Below are 19443 nucleotides of genomic sequence, written 5' to 3'. Positions count from 1 at the left end.
AACCTAATGCAAACAAAAAAGCCGGAGCAAATGCCCCGGCTTTTTTTGTGCCTTGTGATTACTAGTAACCTACTAGCTGCATCACAATGGATATAATAAATAACACCACAAATATGAAGAATAGAAATCTCGCAATATTTGAAGATACGGATGCCACTCCTCTAAAGCCGAAAAGTGCGGCTATAACGGCTATAATAAAGAATATAATTGCCCACATTAACATAATTTCAAGAGTTTTAGTTGAACATAATTGTGCGCTTTGCACGCTAACTAATCTTCAAATCTGTATCCAATCTGTAGATTCTATTCAGGGTTCAAGGGAGGCCTATTTGGTTTGTTTCGACTTGTCAAATTGAGAAATTCAATGTCACAATTAGAAAAAAATGAACGGACTAAAGAGGTGTACTTGATGCATATCATAAAATATGCTGATATGTGTCACAAAAAAAGTTTGGAATGGAATTTACATTAGATACCATAAACAAGGAGGATATTATGAAAAAGCTAATTGTACCTATAGATTTCTCAGATTGCTCAAAAAATGCCCTCGCCAACGCCATAAAAATTGCCGAGAGAATGAAGCTAGATTTGGTCTTGTATCATTCGGTAATGGTTCCTGTAGGTTTTGCCGAAGGAGCACCCGTTGGTGGCGCAGACTACAGCTTTCAGGAACTGGAGAAACAGTCTAGAGCTAGTTTAAACGAGGTGGTGACCGAATTTCCATTGTTAGAAAAGATAACCTATGAAACTGCCATTCAATATGGTCCGCTACATGAAGGAATCAATGAAATGAATGAAGATGGAAGTGTAGCCATGGTAGTTATGGGCACTCACGGAGCATCTGGTTTTGCCAAAGCATTAATTGGTAGCAACGCATATTATGTAATGAAGAATGTTGCCTGCCCGGTGATTGCTCTTCCAGAAGATGCCGATATCACTAAAATGACTCATATAGGAATTGCAGGAGATTTTCTCTCTGTACCTAATCCAGATCTTATACATACCGTAACAGAGCTTGCGCGAGCTTTTTATGCTCAGCTCCATGTAATACATATAGATACTGGCGATGTTGAAGTAAAAGGACAAATAGATGTGGCCAGAAGAATGGAAAAATACCTCAAGAACAACAACCATACATTCCATTTCAGAAAGTTTGATGATGTAGAAGAAGGGCTAGAAGAAACAGCGCAAGAGCTAAATATTGATCTACTGGCTATGATTGCCAAGCATCATGGCTTTTTCGATAGGCTTAGAAACGCTAGTCATACTAAAAAGATGGTTCTAGATATTCCAATGCCGCTTATGGTATTGCACGAGTAAAGGAAATCTTAAATAGACATTCTTAAGAAAGAGCGGTAGAATTGTTTTCTGCTGCTCTTTTTTTGTAAATATTCATTATGCTAATTCTTGACTGGCCTAACTATCTGATTAACGGACAAAAGACTTTGGGTTTTGTTGACTATTTTCATGAAGTAAGACTGAAAAGTCGTGCACCTCAACTAAACAGATTTTTACTTTTTTAAGTAAACATGGCCGCCATGACAAAGAAAACATTGGATAGGGCAGCCAAGATAAACCTATTGGTTTCTCTTGTCCTTGTGCTGCTGCTCGCCATTATTCTCGAAACGCTAATTAGAGAAAGGCGAACCGATGCTGCTGTCATAAACCTTTCAGGTAGGCAAAGAATGTTGAGTCAAAAAATTGCAAAAGGCATCTACACTACCTCATTAGGCCTTACTTCTATCCAAGAAATTAAGAATGATGCTGAAACATGGACGCTCGTTCATGATGGCTTAATCTATGGAAATGATTCTCTAGGATTGCCAAGTCTAACAGATCAAGATCTATTGTCTCTTTTTAAGCAAGTAGAGCCATTTAAGAAGGGACTATTAAGAGTGGTTGCCCAGATAAATGAAACCACTCAAATTACCCCATCTATGCTAAATGAGGTAGAGAGAAACGAGCAGGCATTTCTTTCGTTGATGGACGAAATTGTTTTTCAGGCCGAAGAAAATTACAACCGCTCCATTTTTAACCTGAGACTTTGGACCTTGGTTCTGTCTATACTTGTAATCGTTTCTTTAGTAGTGCTCTACTTCAATCTGGTTAAACCCATCATAAGAGAGTTGAGCAGAGCTGAAGGTAGCCTGATGAGGAGCAGGCAATCTTTAGAGTTTTTTGTGAAACACACCCCAGCGGCTGTAGCCATGTTCGACTTGAAGATGGATTACTTGTTCGCCAGCGACCGGTGGTATGTAGACTATGGTTTAGAGGGCAGAAGTATAATCGGAAAAAATCATTACGATATTTTTCCTGAGATCAATGAAATTCCTGAGTGGAAGGAGATTCATCAGAGAATTTTGAAGGGAGAAACCTATAAAACAGATAGAGATAGGTTTGATAGAGCTGATGGAAAAGTAGATTGGCTCAAATATGAGTTGCTACCGTGGAGAGATGATAATGGTGAGATAGGCGGGATGATCATGTTCACCGAGGTAATTACCCAACAGGTAGAAATGCAGTTAGAACTTGAGCGAAAAGCACGTGAGCTTGAAAAAACAAATGAAGAGCTAAAGCACTTTATATACATTGCTTCGCACGATCTTCAAGAACCTTTGCGCACTACTTTGAGTTATTCGGACCTTTTGCTAAATGAAGAGTTTAACTCAGATGAGCAGGTAAAACAGCAGAGTCTAAGGTTTATAGGAGAGAGCGTTGGGCGGATGAGTACCCTCGTGAAGGGGTTGCTAGATTATTCCCTCATCGGTTCGGATAATAATTTTGAACAGGTAGACTGTCAGTTACTCGCTAAGGAAGTTTTTAATGCATTAGAACAAAAAGATAGAATTGATGTTTCTATTGAAGTTGAAAATTTACCAGTTGTATCGGGTTCAAAACTAGAACTGACACAACTTTTTCACAATTTAATTGTCAATTCTATTAAATTTGTAAGACCTAATGTTCCATGTCTAATACAAATATCGGCTGAGCGCACCAACGGGTACTGGATTTTTACGTTTAGCGATAATGGTATTGGTATAGAAGAACAATACTTCAAGCAAATATTTAAGGTTTTTCAGAGATTACACTCAAAGGATCGAGTGGAAGGTTCAGGGATTGGTTTGGCTCTCTCAAAGAAAATCGTTGAACATCATGGAGGTGAGATTTGGGTAGAATCTGAGTTAAACAAAGGGACAACCTTTTATTTTACATTAGTAGGCTAATTGAAAATGAGAAAGATTCTTAAGCGTGTTTTGTTGATTGATGACAACGAAGCAGATAATTTCATCCACAAGATTTTTATTCAGAAACATGGCGGTGTTGAAGAAACTGTTGCTGTAACTAGTGGTCAAAAGGCACTAGACTACCTCAGTTCTAATCAAACAGGTAGTTATCCAAGGCCTGAACTTATTTTTCTAGATATTAACATGCCTAGAATGAATGGCTGGGAGTTTTTGGAAGAATATAAGAAGCTAGATGATGAACAAAAAGGTGGCGTAGTAGTAGTAATGCTCACCACTTCTTTGAATCCCGATGACAAAAAGATGGCTGACGGAGATGGCAATGTAACGGAGTTTATGAACAAGCCTTTGAACATTGAAAAGTTTCAATCAGTACTAGAAAAGTATTTTCCAGATAGGCTTGATTAAGCTAAAATAGCTTGAGCCCCATTTTTAAAGACCAAGACTGTTCTGCGGCAATTTTTTTTATGCCTTGCTGAGTGTTGAAAGCATCTATTCCACAGCTCATAGGTTCTATTGCCATGGCCCGCTCATCGGGCTTATACACTTGAACAAAAGGAAAGTTGTGGTCTTGCCAAATCTCTAAAGTACCTAACTGAGGGTAGTTAAGGAATACACTGTTTCTATCTTCTATTTTTTCCAACCTATAGCAGCTATCTAGCTCTTTTGCGAACACCGATGTAAAGTCTTGAAAGTCTCTATTGTGACTTTCTGCTCCTGTAGGAATAAGGTTTTCGTTGACCTCAATTAGGCTTGTTTTGGGCATTTTTAGCCTACATGGCTCATTAGTTAATTCCAGATCGAAGTAGGGGTGCCAGCCAAAACCACAGGGCATTGTTTGGCTTCCTGTGTTTTGTATATCAACCTGAATTTCTAACTCATTCTTCTTGAGTATATAGTTTACCTCGAAAGTAAATGGGAAGGGGTAGGCTTCCAGTGTGCCATCATATTCGTGCCTGAAACGAATAGAATTATCGAGTTTTTCAACTAAGTCGAAGGCCACATTGTAAATGAAACCATGGAGCGCATTGGGTTTTCCAGGGTCGTTCTCATCAAAATGAAAACTCATACCTTCATAGTTGTATTTGCCTGAGGCCAACCGATTGGGAAAAGGAAACAATAAAGAACTTTCAAATAGATTGAAGTCTCTATTATTGATGAGCGTTACCTCTTCACGCGCTTTAAAGCAAGTCCATTTAGTGATAGAAGCCCCGTTTTGGGGATTTATAATAAGTTTGCTTCCTTCAAAGCTGAGTTGTTCCATGGTGTTTGTAGGTGCTTATTCTGTCAATGATTAACTGTTTCTTGGAGCTTTTACCACCAAGGTAACGGTATGGTCAAGTCTGCAATAGAATCTATGACTAAATCGGGCTTGAACGGATAATCATTGAGGTCTTCTCGCTTAGACATTCCCGAAAGGGTAAGTATAGTGTGGTAACCAACTTGAACACCGCCTTGTATATCGGTAGCCAAAGTATCTCCAATAACAGTCACTTCTTCAGTAGCCAGACCAATGTGCTTTCTAGCCTGGCGCATCATAACGGGGCTAGGTTTGCCAACAGAGAATGCCTGCTTACCTGTTGCAGCTTCAATCATAGCTACTATTCCAGCAATCCCTAAGTTGTTCCAGCCTGGCTTGCGAGGCGATGGATCTAGGTTAGTAGCAATTAATTTTGCTCCGTCTAGTATAAAGTCGATGGCTTTGCGCACCATTTCTAAGGTAAAATTGATGCCTTCACCAACCACAACGAAGTCTGGGTCGTTTTGCACTAGGGTGAACCCGTGTTCATGTAAACTAGAAATAAGGCCTCCTTCTCCCAAAACATAAGCTGTTCCTTCTGGAAATTGCTGACCCATAAAATGTGCAGTGGCCATGGCCGATGTATACACGTTTTCAGGTTCTACATAAATGCCCATTTTTGCCAGTTTTCTAACAGCATCTAGTGGAGTACGCTGGCTATTGTTGGTCATAAAAGTGAACGGTATATTCTCCTTTTGAAGCGTTTTGATAAACTTATCAGCACCCGGAATCATCTTGTTTTCAACATAAATGACACCGTCTTGATCTATTAGAAAACCTTTGGGCATGTGAACTAAAAAACGGTTGATAAAATCTTTTCAACGAGTTTAGCGCTTTGCAAACTCTCTTCTAAGGTAAAAAGGTTTGACTCTTTTTCCCCATTATTAATACATTCTCTAGCTGCGACAATTTCATGGACATAACCTGTGCTTTCAAATGGTATGGCAACCTTTTCTACCTCTTCTCCTTTTACAACCTCAAATTCCTGACACTTCCAGAAAAGAGGCATACGAATGAAGCCATCTTCGCCATAAATACAGGCTTCCTTGTTTGTGGTTACTGTAATGCTCGCAAATAATTGCGCCATCTGCCCCTCTGAATAGTTTAACTGTAGCTGTGTGCTTTGGTCTACTCCTGTTTCACTTATTTGGGCATCGGCTGTAAAAGAGCTCGGGTTCCAACCAAATAAATCTGCTGCTATGGTTAATGGATAAACACCAACATCAAAAAGGGCTCCTCCAGCTAAATCTGGATTTAAAAGCCTTCCATCTTTAGTTAATTTATCAATAGACCTAAAACCAAAACTAGCGGTCATGTATTTGATAGGACCTATTTCGCCCGACTTCGCCCTTTTAATGGCTTCTCTATAGGCAGGCAAAAAACGCATCCACATGGCTTCCATCAAAAACATTCCAGTTTCTTGAGCTACTTGAGTCATCTGCTCTATCTCTTGGCTAGAAACTCCCATCGGCTTTTCACAAACCACATGTTTGCCTGCCCTAAGTGCTGATATGGTGTTTTCGCAATGGAAGTTGTTAGTTGTGCTGATGTAGACAATGTCTATGTTTTCATCTGCCAATAGTTTATCGTAAGAGTCGAAAACTTTTACTGAGGGAAACTCTTTGGCCAGTTCATGAGCATTAGATCTAGATGCAAATGCATATGGAGTTTCTCCTTCTACCGTTTCTAAGCTTGCTAAAAATTTTCGTGCTATTCTTCCGAATCCTATAAATCCCCAGTTCATACTCTAAGTTCACCAAATATGTTGAGAAGCATAAGGGGAAAAGAGATAATTGAAGTTAAGAAGGTGTTTTTTTAATCTAGTATTAAGAGAGAATTGCTTTCTGGCTTTAGAGGGGGTATAAAATGTCACTCTTTAGAATCTATGAGTGACATGTTGTAATGCTATCTTTATACAGAAAGCTTTTTCATATACTCAGCATCGTCTTGTACACTCTTGAGAGGAGTGGTGCCGTCATATCTTTCTTGTTCAACAATAAGGTATTCCATGCCAGCCTCTTTAACAGCAGGGGCTATAGATGCATAGTCAATTATTCCAGTGCCTAGTGTACAAGTTGCTTCTCTTTCTTCCGTATTGGCCATGCGGTCTTTAACATGTCCTAATTTATATCTTCCAGGCTGTTTCTTACACCAAGCTACAGGGTCTTCACCAGCTGTAACCACCCAATACATGTCCATTTCAAAATCAACCAAGTTAGGGTCGGTTTCATTCATGAATATATCTTGAGGGTAGATGTCTTCTAGTTTGGTAAAGCTATAAGCGTGGTTGTGATAGGCGAAACGAATTCCATTGCTTTTGCAGATTTCTCCTTTGGCATTGAAGTCAGCCGCAGCTTGTCTGTAACCATCAAGGGTTTCCTGACTTCTCCATGGACAGATGAGGTATTTCATTCCAATTTCCGCTGCTTCTGCCGCTTTGCGTTCAAAATCTTTGTCAATATCGCAATGGCTGGCAACCACGTTCATGCCAAGCTCATCTATGTAAGCTTTAAACTCTTTATTAGTCATTCCCCAGAACATACCGTCAGGGCCTTCATAACTTTCAATTTGCTTATAGCCGTATGAAGCAACTTTAGCCAGTACACCTTTAGGGTCTTTTGGAAAATCGTCTCGCAAAGAGTAAAGTTGAAGACCAAATGGTTTAGTAACTACGCTGTCAGTTGAAGCTACTTCAGTTTTGTTGCCCGATGAACAGGCATAAGGAGCAATGGCTAAGCCAGCTGCAAAGCCTCCGGCCGTTTTAAGAAAATTTCTGCGTTTCAATGTCATAGTATTAAGGTTGAATGCTGAATATACAGAATCTTAGGTTTTGATCTAATGAATATATGCCTGAGTGTAGCTTCAAACTACACTCACTAATAATCTCTGCAAATTATTGGTTTGGCCGATCCCTCCGCTTCGGTCGGGATGAAAAAGAGTAAATAGCTTTTACGGGTGCATAAGATCCTTCGTACACTCAGGATGGCTAAGAGATAAAGCATTTTTCAAATGTCTCAGAATTACCTGTTCAGAAGTTCAAGCTCGGAGAAAGGTCTCTTTTATCGATTCCTGCACTGCTCATATCGGTGACCTCACGATTGATCTAAGTCAGGTTATGGTGGAGATACCATGACTGGCTAATTAATGTTTGGCGAATCACGGCATCGGACGTGAGTGTTTTCCATCCTGAGCGAAGTCGAAAGATCTACAAATTACTAGTTTGGCCGATCCCTCCGCTTCGGTCGGGATGGAAAAGAGGGGGGTTGACTTTTCTTGATATATAAGATCCTTCGCACACTCAGGATGACTAAGTGATAAAGTTGAGCCAATTAGTTTAGTAAGCCACGCTGAGGCTCCGAGAGATCAGAGAGTGCATTTTATCCACCCAGAAAATGAGTTCAACAAAAAAGCCATCCGTTTTCACAGATGGCTTTCAATATTATTGTTGAGATTGATTATCCTCCGAAGTCGTCAAAAGAGACGTTTTCGTCTGGCACACCCCAATCTTCGCACATCTTAATAACCGCTGCGTTCATCATTGGAGGTCCACAGAAATAGAATTCAATTTCTTCTGGCTCTTTATGCTTGCTTAGGTATTGATCGATCACCGCTTGGTGAACGAAGCCTAAGAAACCATCGCCTTCTTTATCGTTAATATCTTTCTTCTCCACCCAGTTGTCTTCAGGTTGTGGCTCAGAAAGCACTAGGAAGAACTGGAAGTTTGGAAACTCTCTTTCGATCTTTCTGAAATCTTCTAGATAGAACAATTCTCTTTTAGATCTACCACCGTACCAGTAAGTTACTTTTCTACCCGTTTTCAACGTGTGGAAAAGGTGGAACAGGTGAGATCTCATTGGAGCCATACCAGCACCACCACCAACATAAAGCATTTCTGCGTCAGTTGGCTTAATAAAGAATTCACCGTAAGGTCCTGAGATAGTTACTTTATCTCCTGGTTTTCTAGTAAATACGTAAGAAGAACAGATTCCTGGATTAACATCCATCCACTTGTTGTTCGCTCTATCCCATGGTGGAGTAGCAATACGAATATTCAACATGATGATGTTTCCTTCTGCAGGGTGGTTGGCCATTGAGTAAGCACGGAAGATTTCTTCCTTGTTTACCATTTTCAAATCCCAAAGGCCGAATTTATCCCAGTCACCTTTAAACTTGTCTGGACCAGCCGGATCTTCCGGATGTGGCTCAATGTTCATGTCTTTGAAATCGCAAACTACAGGTGGTACGTCTACCTGAATGTAACCTCCAGCTTCGAATTCAAGGTGCTCTCCTTCAGGGAGTTTTACCACAAATTCTTTAATGAAAGATGCCACGTTGTAGTTAGATACTACTTCGCATTCCCACTTCTTAATACCGAAGATTTCTTCAGGAATTTCGATGCGCATGTCTTGCTTCACCTTAACCTGACAAGAAAGTCTTACACCTTCTTTTTGCTCAGAGCGGCTTAAGTGGCCTACCTCGGTAGGTAACACATCTCCTCCTCCTTCTTTCACTGTACATTTACACATGGCACATGTACCTCCTCCTCCACAAGCTGATGGAAGGAAAATTTTCTGTCCTGATAGCGTGCCTAATAGGGTTGAACCTGCCGAAGTAACTACCGGGTTTTTCTCATCACCATTGATGATGATTTTAACATCGCCCGACTGAACTAGCTTTGATTGTGCATAAAGCAAAATGAAAACCAAAAGCAGTATTACAACCGAGAAAGCAACTATTGAAGTAATAATGATAGATGACATCTACTAATAGATTTTAAATCAACATTTTGTATTTGACCCTTGGGTCGTTAGGGCTACAAATATATTGACTTAAAGATTAAATCAGTAAGAGAACTCGAAAAAAGATACCAATGGTAAAATGGGGCTAAATGGTTATTCTTTCCCTGATTTTTTGGCCCTTCTTAAGTTCGGAGATTTCTTCTTTTAAGTCGCTCACACAGAGGTTGCCCAAGCCCTTTTGACAGCCTTCGGGTGTTAGAACTATGTTGATATTCTGATTGTTTCGCCATTCTGCTTTTTGCAGCTTACCTATGCAAATGTTACCTATAATATAGCAATGGTCGAAACTGAAGTACTTTTCTTGAATGCTTTCAAAATCACTTAAGTCTACTTGCTCTGGAGAGTTATAGCTCACATATACCTGAATTGGCGATTGATTGCTAAAGGGCAGTTTGCCCAGATTGTAATGTTTCTTGTATTCGTATTTGTAGTCATAACTCAGTGCAGAGATGTCAGATAAAACCGCAGCTCCCGTAGGTAAGCTCCCAGCTCCTTTGCCAATAAATAATTGTTCGTCACAGAACTCTCCGTTAATAGTTACTGCATTGAATTCATTTTGAATGTTAGCTAATGTCTGGTCTGGCTGTACGAACTGTGGAATAACAAAGCCAAAAACTTTTTCCCCAATTCTCTTAGCTTGAGCCACCAGTTTAATGGTGTGTCCGTTAGCTCTGGCGTATTCCAGGTCTGCTGTTTTTAGTCTATCTATTCCAAGGTTGGTAATGTGGCTAGGGGGAACATGTATGCCGAAGGCATGTGTTAATAAGATACTCAACTTGAATTTTGGGTCGAAGCCTTGAACGTCTAAGGTTGGGTCGGTTTCGGCAAACCCAAGTTCTTGGGCTTCTTTTAACACTTTTGGATAGTCTAGTCGCTCCTCAAAAATCTTGGTCAGAATATAGTTGGTTGAGCCATTGAAGATTCCTTTAATTTCATTGAGAGGTTCATGACCGAAATACTCTTCAAGAGTCCTGATTATTGGTATGCTTCCGCAAACCGCACCTTCATAAAGAACCGCTTTGCCAGTTTGTTGCTGAAGTTCAACTAAGTATTCAAGGTTTTCGGCAACCATCTTCTTATTTGCAGTGACAACAGACTTACCCGCTTTTAATGCAGCAACAACAATAGATAGTGCTGCATCTGCATCATCTATGAGCTCAACAACAATATCTATAGCCTCATCATTAATTATTTCTTCTTTGCTCGTTGTAAATAGTTGGCTGGGTAGCTTTCTCTTTTTATCTGCATTTTTAATACAGATTTTACTGATTTCACCTGCGAAATTCCTGGAGTTGTTAAGTGTTTCGTAAAGCCCTTGGCCTACGCAGCCGAACCCGAATAATCCGATATTGATGTTTTTCATTTTCGATCGTTTAAGAAGTTTTTAAGAATTGTTGAAATGGTGTTGGCTTCAATTAAAAAGCCATCATGTCCATAGTTAGAGTCTATAAATGTGAGCTGACTTTGTTTTATACCATGTGCTAAAACTTGTTGGTCGTTTTTGGTAAAGAGTAGATCTGAATTGATGCCTATGACCAGTGTGTTGGCTTTTACTCTTTTTAGCGCTTCTTGTAAACCGCCTCTTTTTCTGCCTACATCTTGGGTGTCCATACATTTAGAAAGGCTATAGTATGAATGTGCGTTGAAGCGTTTTTGCAACTTTAATCCTTGATAGCGCTGATAGCTATCTGCATTGAACCCATCGATTTTTTCATTGCCTTCTTTTTGGCTGAAGTTGAAAATAGCATCTGTTCTATAAGAAATCATAGCCATTGCTCTGGCGGCTTCTAGCCCTTTCCAGCCACCTTTCGGTGAGCTGGAGAAGAAGCTAGGATCTGCTTCAATAGCCATTCGCTGAGCTGTTCGAATGCCGATACCCCATGGCGAACTTTTAGCTCCTGAGGCTACTAAACAGATGTTTTTAAAGATTTCTGGTTGTTCTATGGCCCATTCCAACACTTGCTGCCCCCCCATGGAGCCCCCTATGCCCAAATGAATTTTAGAAATACCCAAGTGTGCTCTCAGTAACTCATGCGCTTTAACCATGTCGCGAACTGTGAGGAGTGGGAAACTTCTTAGGTATCTTTCTCCAGTGTTCGGATTGAAGTCTTTTGGGCCTGTGCTTCCATAGCAAGAGCCAATGATATTAGCGCATATGATGAAATGCTCTTTTGGGTTTATCAGGTCATTTTCACCTACCAAACCTGGCCACCACTCTAGTGGATTGGCATTAGCGGTAAGGGCATGACAGACCCAAACTACATTAGAAGCATTTTTATTGAGCTTTCCGAATGTGTGATAAGCAATCACGGGGTCGGTTAGGAAACTGCCGTTTTCTAGGCTGAAATCTCCCTTAATTGAATAATACTGTATAGGAGCTTGAGCTGAATCTATCGATTCATTCAAGCCAAGATGGCTTTTTGTTAACATGTGCTAGTGGTTTAAATGTGAAAAGAAGTGGGCGGAAATTATGCCCTACACATTCGGCTAGATATGTAATAAAATAGCAGTGCTAGTTGGGTTTGATTTACCCAACCCGATAAGGGTCTTGCAATTGGAATTTGAAGCATGTTTAACCAATTTATATTCTCCCGAGAGCCAACTTGACACTCATTTGGGATCAGGATTTAGCACCTTTGCCGATGTGTCGGCATGGTTGCTAGCGCTTCATAGAGCCTGTCTCTCCACGCTTCTTTATAAATCGATTCGTTCCGAAATCCCGATAACTATCGGGAGGGATTGAATGACTTGATGTTACAAACGTAGTAGCCGTTTGCGAGTTTTCAAAAGGGATATTGAAATTATTTCAAGTTGACTGAATGGATAATAAAAAAAGGGTGTCCTTTTGAGACACCCTTTTCAAATTCTTGTAAAGAGATTGATATTAGTCTTTCAACATATTGAGCAACGTAGTGAGTTGCTTTTTCAAATCTCTTCGGTCTACAATAAAATCTAAGAAACCGTGATCCAATACAAACTCAGCACTTTGGAAGCCTTTCGGTAAATCTTTTCCTACTGTATCTCTGATTACTCTTGGGCCAGCAAAACCGATTAATGAACCAGGCTCGGCAATGTTGAAATCACCTAACATGGCATAAGAGGCAGTTACTCCACCTGTAGTTGGGTCGGTTAAAAGCGAGATATATGGAACTTTTGCTTCAGACAATAAGGCCAGCTTGGCAGAAGTTTTGGCCATCTGCATAAGTGAATAACCTGCCTCCATCATTCTCGCACCTCCAGATTTGGAGATCATTAAAAACGGGGTTTTGGTCTTTAATGCATAGTCAATACCTCTAGCAATTTTTTCACCTACTACAGAGCCCATAGAGCCTCCAATAAAAGCAAAGTCCATACATGAGATAACAATATCTACACCGTTCATTTTGCCATAGGCAGTACGAACCGCGTCCTTCAATTTCGTTTTCTCTTGGGTGGCAGCTATTCTTTTTGGGTAAGGCTTGCTATCGTTGAAATTCAATGGGTCTGCTGAGCTCATGTCAGCATCTAACTCAGTGAATTTATTCTGATCAAATAGGATTTCAAAATATTCTCTAGAGCCAATTCTTACGTGAAAACCATCTTCAGGACTCACATAGGCATTATTCTTTAGCTCTCTGGTATGGATTATAGTTCCACCCGGGGTTTTGAACCACAGGCCATCAGGCGCGTCTTTCTTCTCTTCAGTAGGTGTGGTAATTCCCTTTACTTTTCTTTGAAACCAAGACATATAAACTGGTTTAAGTGAGTTTCTTTCTCAAGCGAGTTGGCAAAAATACATCAAAACTCTTCAGCCACCAAAGAGAAGTGCCCTCTAGAAGTTTTTTAACGCCAAGTACTAAAGTAAATGACCTAATCCTTTGATTTCTTCTAATTTACTCTTTTCCTTTGCTCGGAATGAACGTTCATTCCGTATAGAATGATAGAGAGTCAAGCCACAGATAAAAGAAAGCTAATATTGGAAACTACGCTGAATCTGATTACAGATTATGGTTTCCATGCTACTCCTATTTCATTAATTGCTCAGCATGCGGGGGTTGGTGCCGGCACTATTTACCGGTACTTCGATAATAAGGAGCACTTAATCAATGAGCTTTTTACCGCTATTAAAAAGCGTGTAATTAAGGCCATGTTGCAAGATTATAGAGAAGAAGGGTCTTATAAAGAGCGGTTTAAGCACTTATGGAGAAACCTCATTCAATATTGTATTGCTAACCCTAAAGAGTTTCAGTTTGTAGAACAGTATAGGTATGCTCCGTTTGTTAGCAATATGACCCGGGAAGAGACTTTTATAATTCTCGGGCCTATCATGCAGTTCTTTATTGAGTCTAAAAGGGCGAAGGCAATGAAAGACCTGCCTTTGTACACCATTATTGCACTACTCTATGGGCCAATTGTTTCTTTGGCCAAACTGCATTTAGATCATAATCAACAATTGACTGAAGAACGCATCGATCAGGCTTCTGAGGCCTGCTGGGATGCAGTTTCATATAAATCAGAAAGCTAGGATATGCCAAACGTAATTATCAATGGAGTGGGAAGTTGTATTCCCGAACAGGTAGTTAAGAATGAAGATTTTCTCAATCATGAGTTCTATCAAGAGAATGGTGAACCATTTCCATACGAGAATGATGTAATCATTAAAAAGTTTGAGAAAATCACAGGTATACGAGAGAGGCGGTACGCTAAGCCAGATCAGCTTTGCTCAGATTTAGCTTCCATAGCGGCTAAGAATGCTCTAGCCAATAGTACTGTAGATAAAGAAGACTTAGACTATATTATAGTAGCGCAAAATTTTGGTGACATCGATGATCAATCCAATAGGATAGACATAATGCCGAGCCTTGCGGCAAAAGTAAAACATCAGCTAGGAATTGAAAATCCAAAAACCTCCTGCTATGATATTGTCTTTGGGTGCCCTGGTTGGGTTCAAGGAGCTATTCAGGCCAGTCAAATGATACGTTGTGGCGATGCTAAAGCCGTTATGGTAATTGGCGCAGAAACTCTGAGTAAAATTGTAGATAAGCACGATCGAGACTCCATGATTTTTTCTGATGGCGCAGGAGCTGCCATTTTTCAGGCCACCGAAAACCCTACTGGTGGATTTCTGAGCCAAGCTTCGAGAACAGATGCTTCTGCCGAGTTGGCTTATTTAGCTATGGGACCTTCATTTAAGCCAGATCTAGCAGGCAATGGGAATAAGTTCATCAAAATGAAGGGGCGTAAAATCTATGAATATGCCTTGGTAAATGTAGCTGAAGCTATTAAAACGGCCATTGAAAAGGCTAATCTAGATTTAGACGATATTGATAAAGTGCTCATTCATCAGGCTAACGAGAAAATGGATGAAGCCATTTTGCTGAAGCTGTATAAGCTTTATGGCTACGAGCCAGATGTAAAACAGCTAATGCCTATGACTATTGGTAAACTTGGTAATAGCTCTGTAGCCACCATACCAACCATGTTGGATCTAATATTGAGAGGTGAACTTGAGGGGCATGAAATCAAATCTGGAGACCACGTTGTATTTGCTTCGGTTGGTGCTGGTATGCATATCAATGCTATGGTATACCAAGTGCCATAAAAAAAAGATTAATCGAGTGTAAAAATTTTTTAGGGTAAAAAGAAAGGGTGTATCTTCAGAAATGCACATGAAATACCACCCTCTAGCCTTACTGTTTATTTTAATTCTCTCCTGCTCTTCAGAAAAAGAGAATAGTACTTCAGATCAGTCGGCAATATTGCCCCAAGTCATTGATGTTGCTAATGCTGAAGTTTTTGATGGTTACTTTACGGATTTAATTGAGGATGTATATTTTTTGAAGTTAGACACCCAAGACGATGCCTTATTTCAAAGTGTCACCAACCTCTTCATCACTGATGAGTTGGTGATAGTGTTTGACGAGCAGGGGCAAAGTGTGATTATTTTTGATGATGAGGGTGCATTCCAGACTAAAATATATTCACCTGGAGATGGCCCTGGTCAATACCAGTATCTTTGGAAAGTGGCTTATGACGATGTTAAAGGCGAGGTAATCTTATCAGCAGCAGGGAAGATCTTATGGTTCAATACTCAGGGGCAATTTATCAAAGAAAAGAGAGTTGAATTCAGTTTTATCAAAGACATGGCTAGTCTTACAGGCGGAAGACTTGCATTTCATCTAGGAATGAATTCAAGCTATTCGTTTAAGGGGCAGTTGGTTGTAATGGATAGTACCTTCACTGATACTAAGGTTTTCTTCCCTCTGCCTGAAGAGGCCAAATCTCGTAATATAATCAACTTTTATAGCCATTTCAGTAACTCAAAGCAACCTCTATCAGTGAATGTGTTTTCGCATGACATTTCAAGAGTTGATGAAGACACTGTTTACACAGAATATAGGGTGAATTTTGGTGATGATGCATTGCCAGAAGATTTTATCGAGACTTATGTAGATGACCCAAACCTTAATGCTCAAGCTGTCAGAGATATAAAAGAACAAAAAGGGTACTTGGCAATTCAAGGAGGTGCTGTTCAAGAAAGTGGTAATCATTTACTCTTTCTTTACTCTAAAGGGAAAGAATACTTTTATGCATTGTTTGATAAGAATAATGGGAATACTTTGAGCATACCTTATCAATTGAAAGTGCGTAATCGAGAGAGTGGCTATGTGTACTTTCCTGCTACTTATAATGACTATTTTGTTGCTGGAACTGGAGCTACTTTGTTATCTCAAGTGTATTCTAATTTTAAAAACATTGACGAAGCTCCCATCTTAGAAGAGGTACAAGACGAGGTTCCTTTTATATGGTTTATTAAGTTCAAAAGTGATGTAATAAAAAAGCCGATCAATTGATCGGCTTCTATGTTTTTGATTTTAATTAATCTACTTCTTCGTAATCTACGTAGTCTCCACCCTTAAAATTGTCTGAAGACTTTTTGCCTTTCTTCTTACCTGGTGCATAGTCGATCTTAACGTTGCCATCCTTAGGTTGACGTTGCTGTTCGTAGCGCCCTTGTTGGTTGAAGCTCCGTTGTTGCTGCGCTTGACCAAAAAGGTTCACCGTAAAGAATCGAAGAACACTTCTAAGAATCCAAAAGACAAGGAATATGAAGAATAAAAACTTTAACAAACCGCTATTATCTACTTAAATACTGATTACGTTTAGAATAAATGTCTAGGAAGTAGTCGTCCATCAAATCATCTATGAAGTAAATGGCTTCTCCCGTAGATTTCATTTCAGGGCCTAACTCCTTATTTACATTCGGGAATTTGTGGAATGAGAATACAGGTTCCTTAATGGCGTAACCTTTTTTAACCGGCTTAAAGTCGAAATCCTTAAGCTTTTTCTCTCCCAACATAACCTTAGTAGCAAAGTTTACATAAGGCTCCTGATAGGCTTTACCTATGAAAGGAACGGTTCTAGAAGCTCTAGGGTTCGCCTCAATGATATAAACTTTATCGTCTTTTATGGCGAACTGAATATTTATCAGTCCAACGGTTTTTAAAGCCAGCGCAATTTTCTTGGTATGAGCTTCAATCTGTTGAATAACGAAGTCGCCTAAGCTATAAGGAGGTAATACGGCATAAGAATCGCCCGAGTGAATACCTGCAGGCTCAATGTGCTCCATAATGCCTATGATGTACACATCTTCTCCATCGCAAATAGCATCTGCTTCAGCTTCAATGGCGCCATCTAAGAAGTGATCTAACAATACTCTGTTACCAGGAATGTCTCTTAAGATATTTACCACATGCTCTTCTAGCTCTTGCTCGTTGATTACAATCTTCATGCTCTGACCACCCAATACATAGGAAGGTCTAACTAGAAGAGGGAAGCCTAGTTCTTTAGATAACTCCAATGCTTCATCAGCATCTTCAATTACTCCGAATTTCGGGTAAGGGATATTGTTTTCAGCAAGTAGTGTGGAGAATCTACCTCTATCTTCTGCAAGGTCTAGCGCCTCAAAGCTAGTACCGATGATTTTGATGCCATATTTATCTAGTTTTTCAGCTAGTTTAAGTGCTGTTTGACCACCCAACTGAACAATTACACCTTCTGGCTTTTCATGAAGGATGATGTCGTAAATATGCTCCCAGAATACTGGTTCGAAATAAAGCTTATCGGCAGTATCGAAGTCCGTAGAAACCGTTTCAGGGTTACAGTTGATCATGATGGTTTCATAACCACACTCTTTAGCAGCATACAAACCGTGTACACAACAGTAGTCGAACTCAATTCCTTGGCCAATTCGGTTAGGTCCTGATCCAAGTACAATGATTTTCTTGTTGTCAGAAGCTTCTGACTCGTTTTCTTGGTCGAAAGTTGAGTAGTAGTAAGGGGTTTGCGCTTCAAATTCTGCGGCACAAGTGTCTACTAGTTTGTAAACTCTCTTGATACCTAAATCATGGCGCTTCTTAAATACTTCGCTTTCCCAACACTTTAATAAGTGAGCAATTTGTCTATCGGCATAACCTTTCTCTTTGGCTATTCTTAAGAGTCTTTCAGGAAGGGTATCTAAGTTGTATTGTTCAATTTCAGATTCAAGCTCAATAAGCTCTTCAATTTGCTGAAGGAACCACTTATCGATTTTAGTCTTCTTCTGAATAGTTTTGAATGGAATGCCCAATTTGAAGGCATCGTAAATATGGAAGAGTCTGTTCCAGCTTGGGTTCTCGAGGCTATCTAAAATAGCCGCTTGGTCAGTAAGCTCTTTTCCATCGGCTCCTAGTCCGTTTCTTTTTATCTCAAGAGATTGGCAAGCCTTCTGTAGTGCCTCTTGGAAGTTTCTACCAATACCCATGGCCTCGCCAACAGACTTCATTTGTAAGCCTAGTTTTCTGTTAGAACCTTTGAATTTATCGAAGTTCCAACGAGGTATTTTTACAATCACATAGTCTAATGCAGGCTCAAAGAAAGCAGAAGTAGTTTTAGTGATTTGGTTTTTAAGTTCGTCTAGGTTGTAACCAATGGCCAGCTTAGCTGCAATTTTAGCAATTGGATAACCGGTTGCTTTTGATGCTAAAGCTGAAGAACGAGAAACCCTTGGGTTGATCTCAATACCAATAATGTCGTCAGTTTCAGGGTTTACAGAGAACTGAACATTACAACCACCTGCAAATTGACCGATGGCATTCATCATTGTGATGGCCATGTCTCTCATTTTCTGATAGACAGTGTCTGGTAGAGTCATGGCAGGCGCAACGGTAATAGAATCACCTGTGTGAACCCCCATAGGGTCAAAGTTCTCAATAGAACAAATAATGATTACGTTACCAATATTGTCTCTGAGTAGCTCTAGCTCATATTCTTTCCAACCCAAAATACTTTGTTCTACAAGTACTTCGTGAATTGGAGAGGCATCTAAACCTCTTTTTAGTGCTTCGTTGAATTCTTCTTGATTATCTACAAAACCACCTCCGTAGCCCCCAAGGGTGAAGGAAGGTCTAATAACCAATGGGAACCCAATTTCTTGAGCAATTTCTTTTCCTTTTAGAAATGAAGTAGCGGTTTCTCCTTTACAGACACCTACTCCAATTTCAATCATTTTGTGCCTGAATTTCTCACGATCTTCAGTGGTTTCAATGGCGTTAATGTCAACGCCAATGATTCTCACATTGTATTTATCCCAAATTCCTGCTTTGTCGCAGTCTATGGCAAGGTTCAAGGCTGTTTGACCACCCATGGTAGGAAGTACAGCATCAATCTGATGCTTTTCCAAAATCTCAATGATCGACCTTTTAGTTAATGGCTTCAGATAAACGTTATCAGCCATAACCGGGTCGGTCATGATGGTAGCAGGGTTAGAATTGATGAGGGTAACTTCAATGCCCTCTTCTCTTAATGATCTGGCTGCTTGAGAACCAGAATAATCAAACTCACAGGCTTGTCCGATAATGATTGGCCCACTTCCGATAATTAGGATGGACTTGATGCTATTGTCTTTCGGCATTTTTCAGGTAAGGAACGACTTTTTGACTTAGGTACAAATTGGCACAAAGTTAGGCCATAATGCTTACAATCAAAACCGCATTGGGATTATTGGAGAATCTTTCATTTTTTGGCAAAAGATGGGGGCTTTCTGAGCGGGTCATCAGTGAAAAAGTACTATTTTCATAGCTCT

General features: G+C 39.9%; 17 protein-coding genes and 1 riboswitch. Of the genes, 6 read left to right on the top strand and 11 right to left on the bottom strand.

Annotated features, from left to right (window positions below; all coding sequences use genetic code 11):
* Positions 1 to 61 precede the first annotated feature (61 nt).
* A complete protein-coding gene (locus AWW68_RS19740; RefSeq protein WP_262501391.1) occupies positions 62 to 217 on the bottom strand; it encodes a DUF1328 family protein in 156 nt (51 codons plus the stop codon).
* 239 nt (positions 218 to 456) lie between these two features.
* On the opposite strand from AWW68_RS19740, the gene AWW68_RS01500 reads away from it, so the two are divergent.
* The 3 genes from AWW68_RS01500 (at position 457) to AWW68_RS01490 (ending at position 3650) form a co-directional block, all read left to right on the top strand.
* Positions 457 to 1320 carry a universal stress protein gene (locus AWW68_RS01500; RefSeq protein WP_068215837.1) on the top strand — a complete coding sequence of 288 codons (864 nt, stop codon included), beginning with the start codon at positions 457 to 459 and terminating at the stop codon, positions 1318 to 1320.
* A 218-nt stretch (positions 1321 to 1538) separates the two neighbouring features.
* Entirely contained in the window at positions 1539 to 3224 is a 1686-nt protein-coding gene (locus AWW68_RS01495) for an ATP-binding protein (protein WP_185101174.1), read from the top strand.
* Positions 3225 to 3230: 6 nt separating this feature from the next.
* Positions 3231 to 3650, top strand: a complete 420-nt coding sequence (locus tag AWW68_RS01490; RefSeq protein WP_185101172.1) for a response regulator — start codon at positions 3231 to 3233, stop codon at positions 3648 to 3650.
* Position 3651: 1 nt separating this feature from the next.
* Here AWW68_RS01490 and AWW68_RS01485 read toward each other — a convergent pair whose 3' ends face one another.
* The 8 genes from AWW68_RS01485 to accD all read right to left on the bottom strand — a co-directional run bounded on the left by AWW68_RS01485 (position 3652) and on the right by accD (position 13068).
* A complete protein-coding gene (locus tag AWW68_RS01485) occupies positions 3652 to 4506 on the bottom strand; it encodes an aldose 1-epimerase (protein ID WP_068215831.1) in 855 nt (284 codons plus the stop codon).
* 50 nt (positions 4507 to 4556) lie between these two features.
* Complete coding sequence (locus tag AWW68_RS01480) at positions 4557 to 5330, bottom strand: HAD-IIA family hydrolase (RefSeq protein ID WP_068215829.1); 774 nt, start codon at positions 5328 to 5330, stop codon at positions 4557 to 4559.
* A gap of 5 nt (positions 5331 to 5335) precedes the next feature.
* On the bottom strand, positions 5336 to 6286 hold the full coding sequence (locus AWW68_RS01475; RefSeq protein WP_068215826.1) for a Gfo/Idh/MocA family protein: 951 nt from the start codon (positions 6284 to 6286) through the stop codon (positions 5336 to 5338).
* 167 nt (positions 6287 to 6453) lie between these two features.
* Positions 6454 to 7332 carry a sugar phosphate isomerase/epimerase family protein gene (locus AWW68_RS01470; protein ID WP_068215823.1) on the bottom strand — a complete coding sequence of 293 codons (879 nt, stop codon included), beginning with the start codon at positions 7330 to 7332 and terminating at the stop codon, positions 6454 to 6456.
* Positions 7333 to 7997: 665 nt separating this feature from the next.
* Positions 7998 to 9302 (bottom strand): NADH:ubiquinone reductase (Na(+)-transporting) subunit F, encoded by a 1305-nt coding sequence (nqrF, locus tag AWW68_RS01465; protein WP_068215821.1) that lies wholly within the window; start codon positions 9300 to 9302, stop codon positions 7998 to 8000.
* 124 nt (positions 9303 to 9426) lie between these two features.
* Entirely contained in the window at positions 9427 to 10704 is a 1278-nt protein-coding gene (locus AWW68_RS01460; protein ID WP_084375535.1) for a homoserine dehydrogenase, read from the bottom strand.
* A complete protein-coding gene (locus AWW68_RS01455) occupies positions 10701 to 11771 on the bottom strand; it encodes a homoserine O-acetyltransferase family protein (RefSeq protein WP_084375534.1) in 1071 nt (356 codons plus the stop codon). The genes AWW68_RS01460 and AWW68_RS01455 overlap by 4 nt, the downstream gene beginning before the upstream one ends.
* A gap of 148 nt (positions 11772 to 11919) precedes the next feature.
* Positions 11920 to 12044, bottom strand: a riboswitch (SAM riboswitch).
* Between the two features lie 181 nt (positions 12045 to 12225).
* Entirely contained in the window at positions 12226 to 13068 is an 843-nt protein-coding gene (gene accD / locus AWW68_RS01450) for an acetyl-CoA carboxylase, carboxyltransferase subunit beta (protein WP_068215820.1), read from the bottom strand.
* A gap of 189 nt (positions 13069 to 13257) precedes the next feature.
* Here accD and AWW68_RS01445 point away from each other — a divergent pair, with 189 nt between their 5' ends.
* The 3 genes from AWW68_RS01445 (at position 13258) to AWW68_RS01435 (ending at position 16174) form a co-directional block, all read left to right on the top strand.
* Positions 13258 to 13845 (top strand): TetR/AcrR family transcriptional regulator, encoded by a 588-nt coding sequence (locus AWW68_RS01445; RefSeq protein WP_068215818.1) that lies wholly within the window; start codon positions 13258 to 13260, stop codon positions 13843 to 13845.
* A gap of 3 nt (positions 13846 to 13848) precedes the next feature.
* Complete coding sequence (locus AWW68_RS01440) at positions 13849 to 14922, top strand: 3-oxoacyl-ACP synthase III family protein (protein WP_068215816.1); 1074 nt, start codon at positions 13849 to 13851, stop codon at positions 14920 to 14922.
* A gap of 67 nt (positions 14923 to 14989) precedes the next feature.
* Complete coding sequence (locus AWW68_RS01435; RefSeq protein WP_157717477.1) at positions 14990 to 16174, top strand: 6-bladed beta-propeller; 1185 nt, start codon at positions 14990 to 14992, stop codon at positions 16172 to 16174.
* Positions 16175 to 16199: 25 nt separating this feature from the next.
* Here the strand turns inward: AWW68_RS01435 and AWW68_RS01430 are convergent, their stop codons facing one another.
* Together AWW68_RS01430 and carB are read right to left on the bottom strand one after the other, a co-directional pair.
* Complete coding sequence (locus AWW68_RS01430; RefSeq protein ID WP_084375533.1) at positions 16200 to 16451, bottom strand: DUF4834 family protein; 252 nt, start codon at positions 16449 to 16451, stop codon at positions 16200 to 16202.
* Between the two features lie 7 nt (positions 16452 to 16458).
* Complete coding sequence (gene carB / locus AWW68_RS01425; RefSeq protein ID WP_068215809.1) at positions 16459 to 19272, bottom strand: carbamoyl-phosphate synthase large subunit; 2814 nt, start codon at positions 19270 to 19272, stop codon at positions 16459 to 16461.
* Between the last annotated feature and the right edge of the window lie 171 nt (positions 19273 to 19443).

Source organism: Roseivirga spongicola (genome assembly GCF_001592965.1).
GTDB classification, from domain to species: domain Bacteria; phylum Bacteroidota; class Bacteroidia; order Cytophagales; family Cyclobacteriaceae; genus Roseivirga; species Roseivirga spongicola.
The sequence above is the reverse complement of the archived record's forward strand: the minus strand, read 5'-3'. Positions and strand labels throughout refer to the sequence as shown.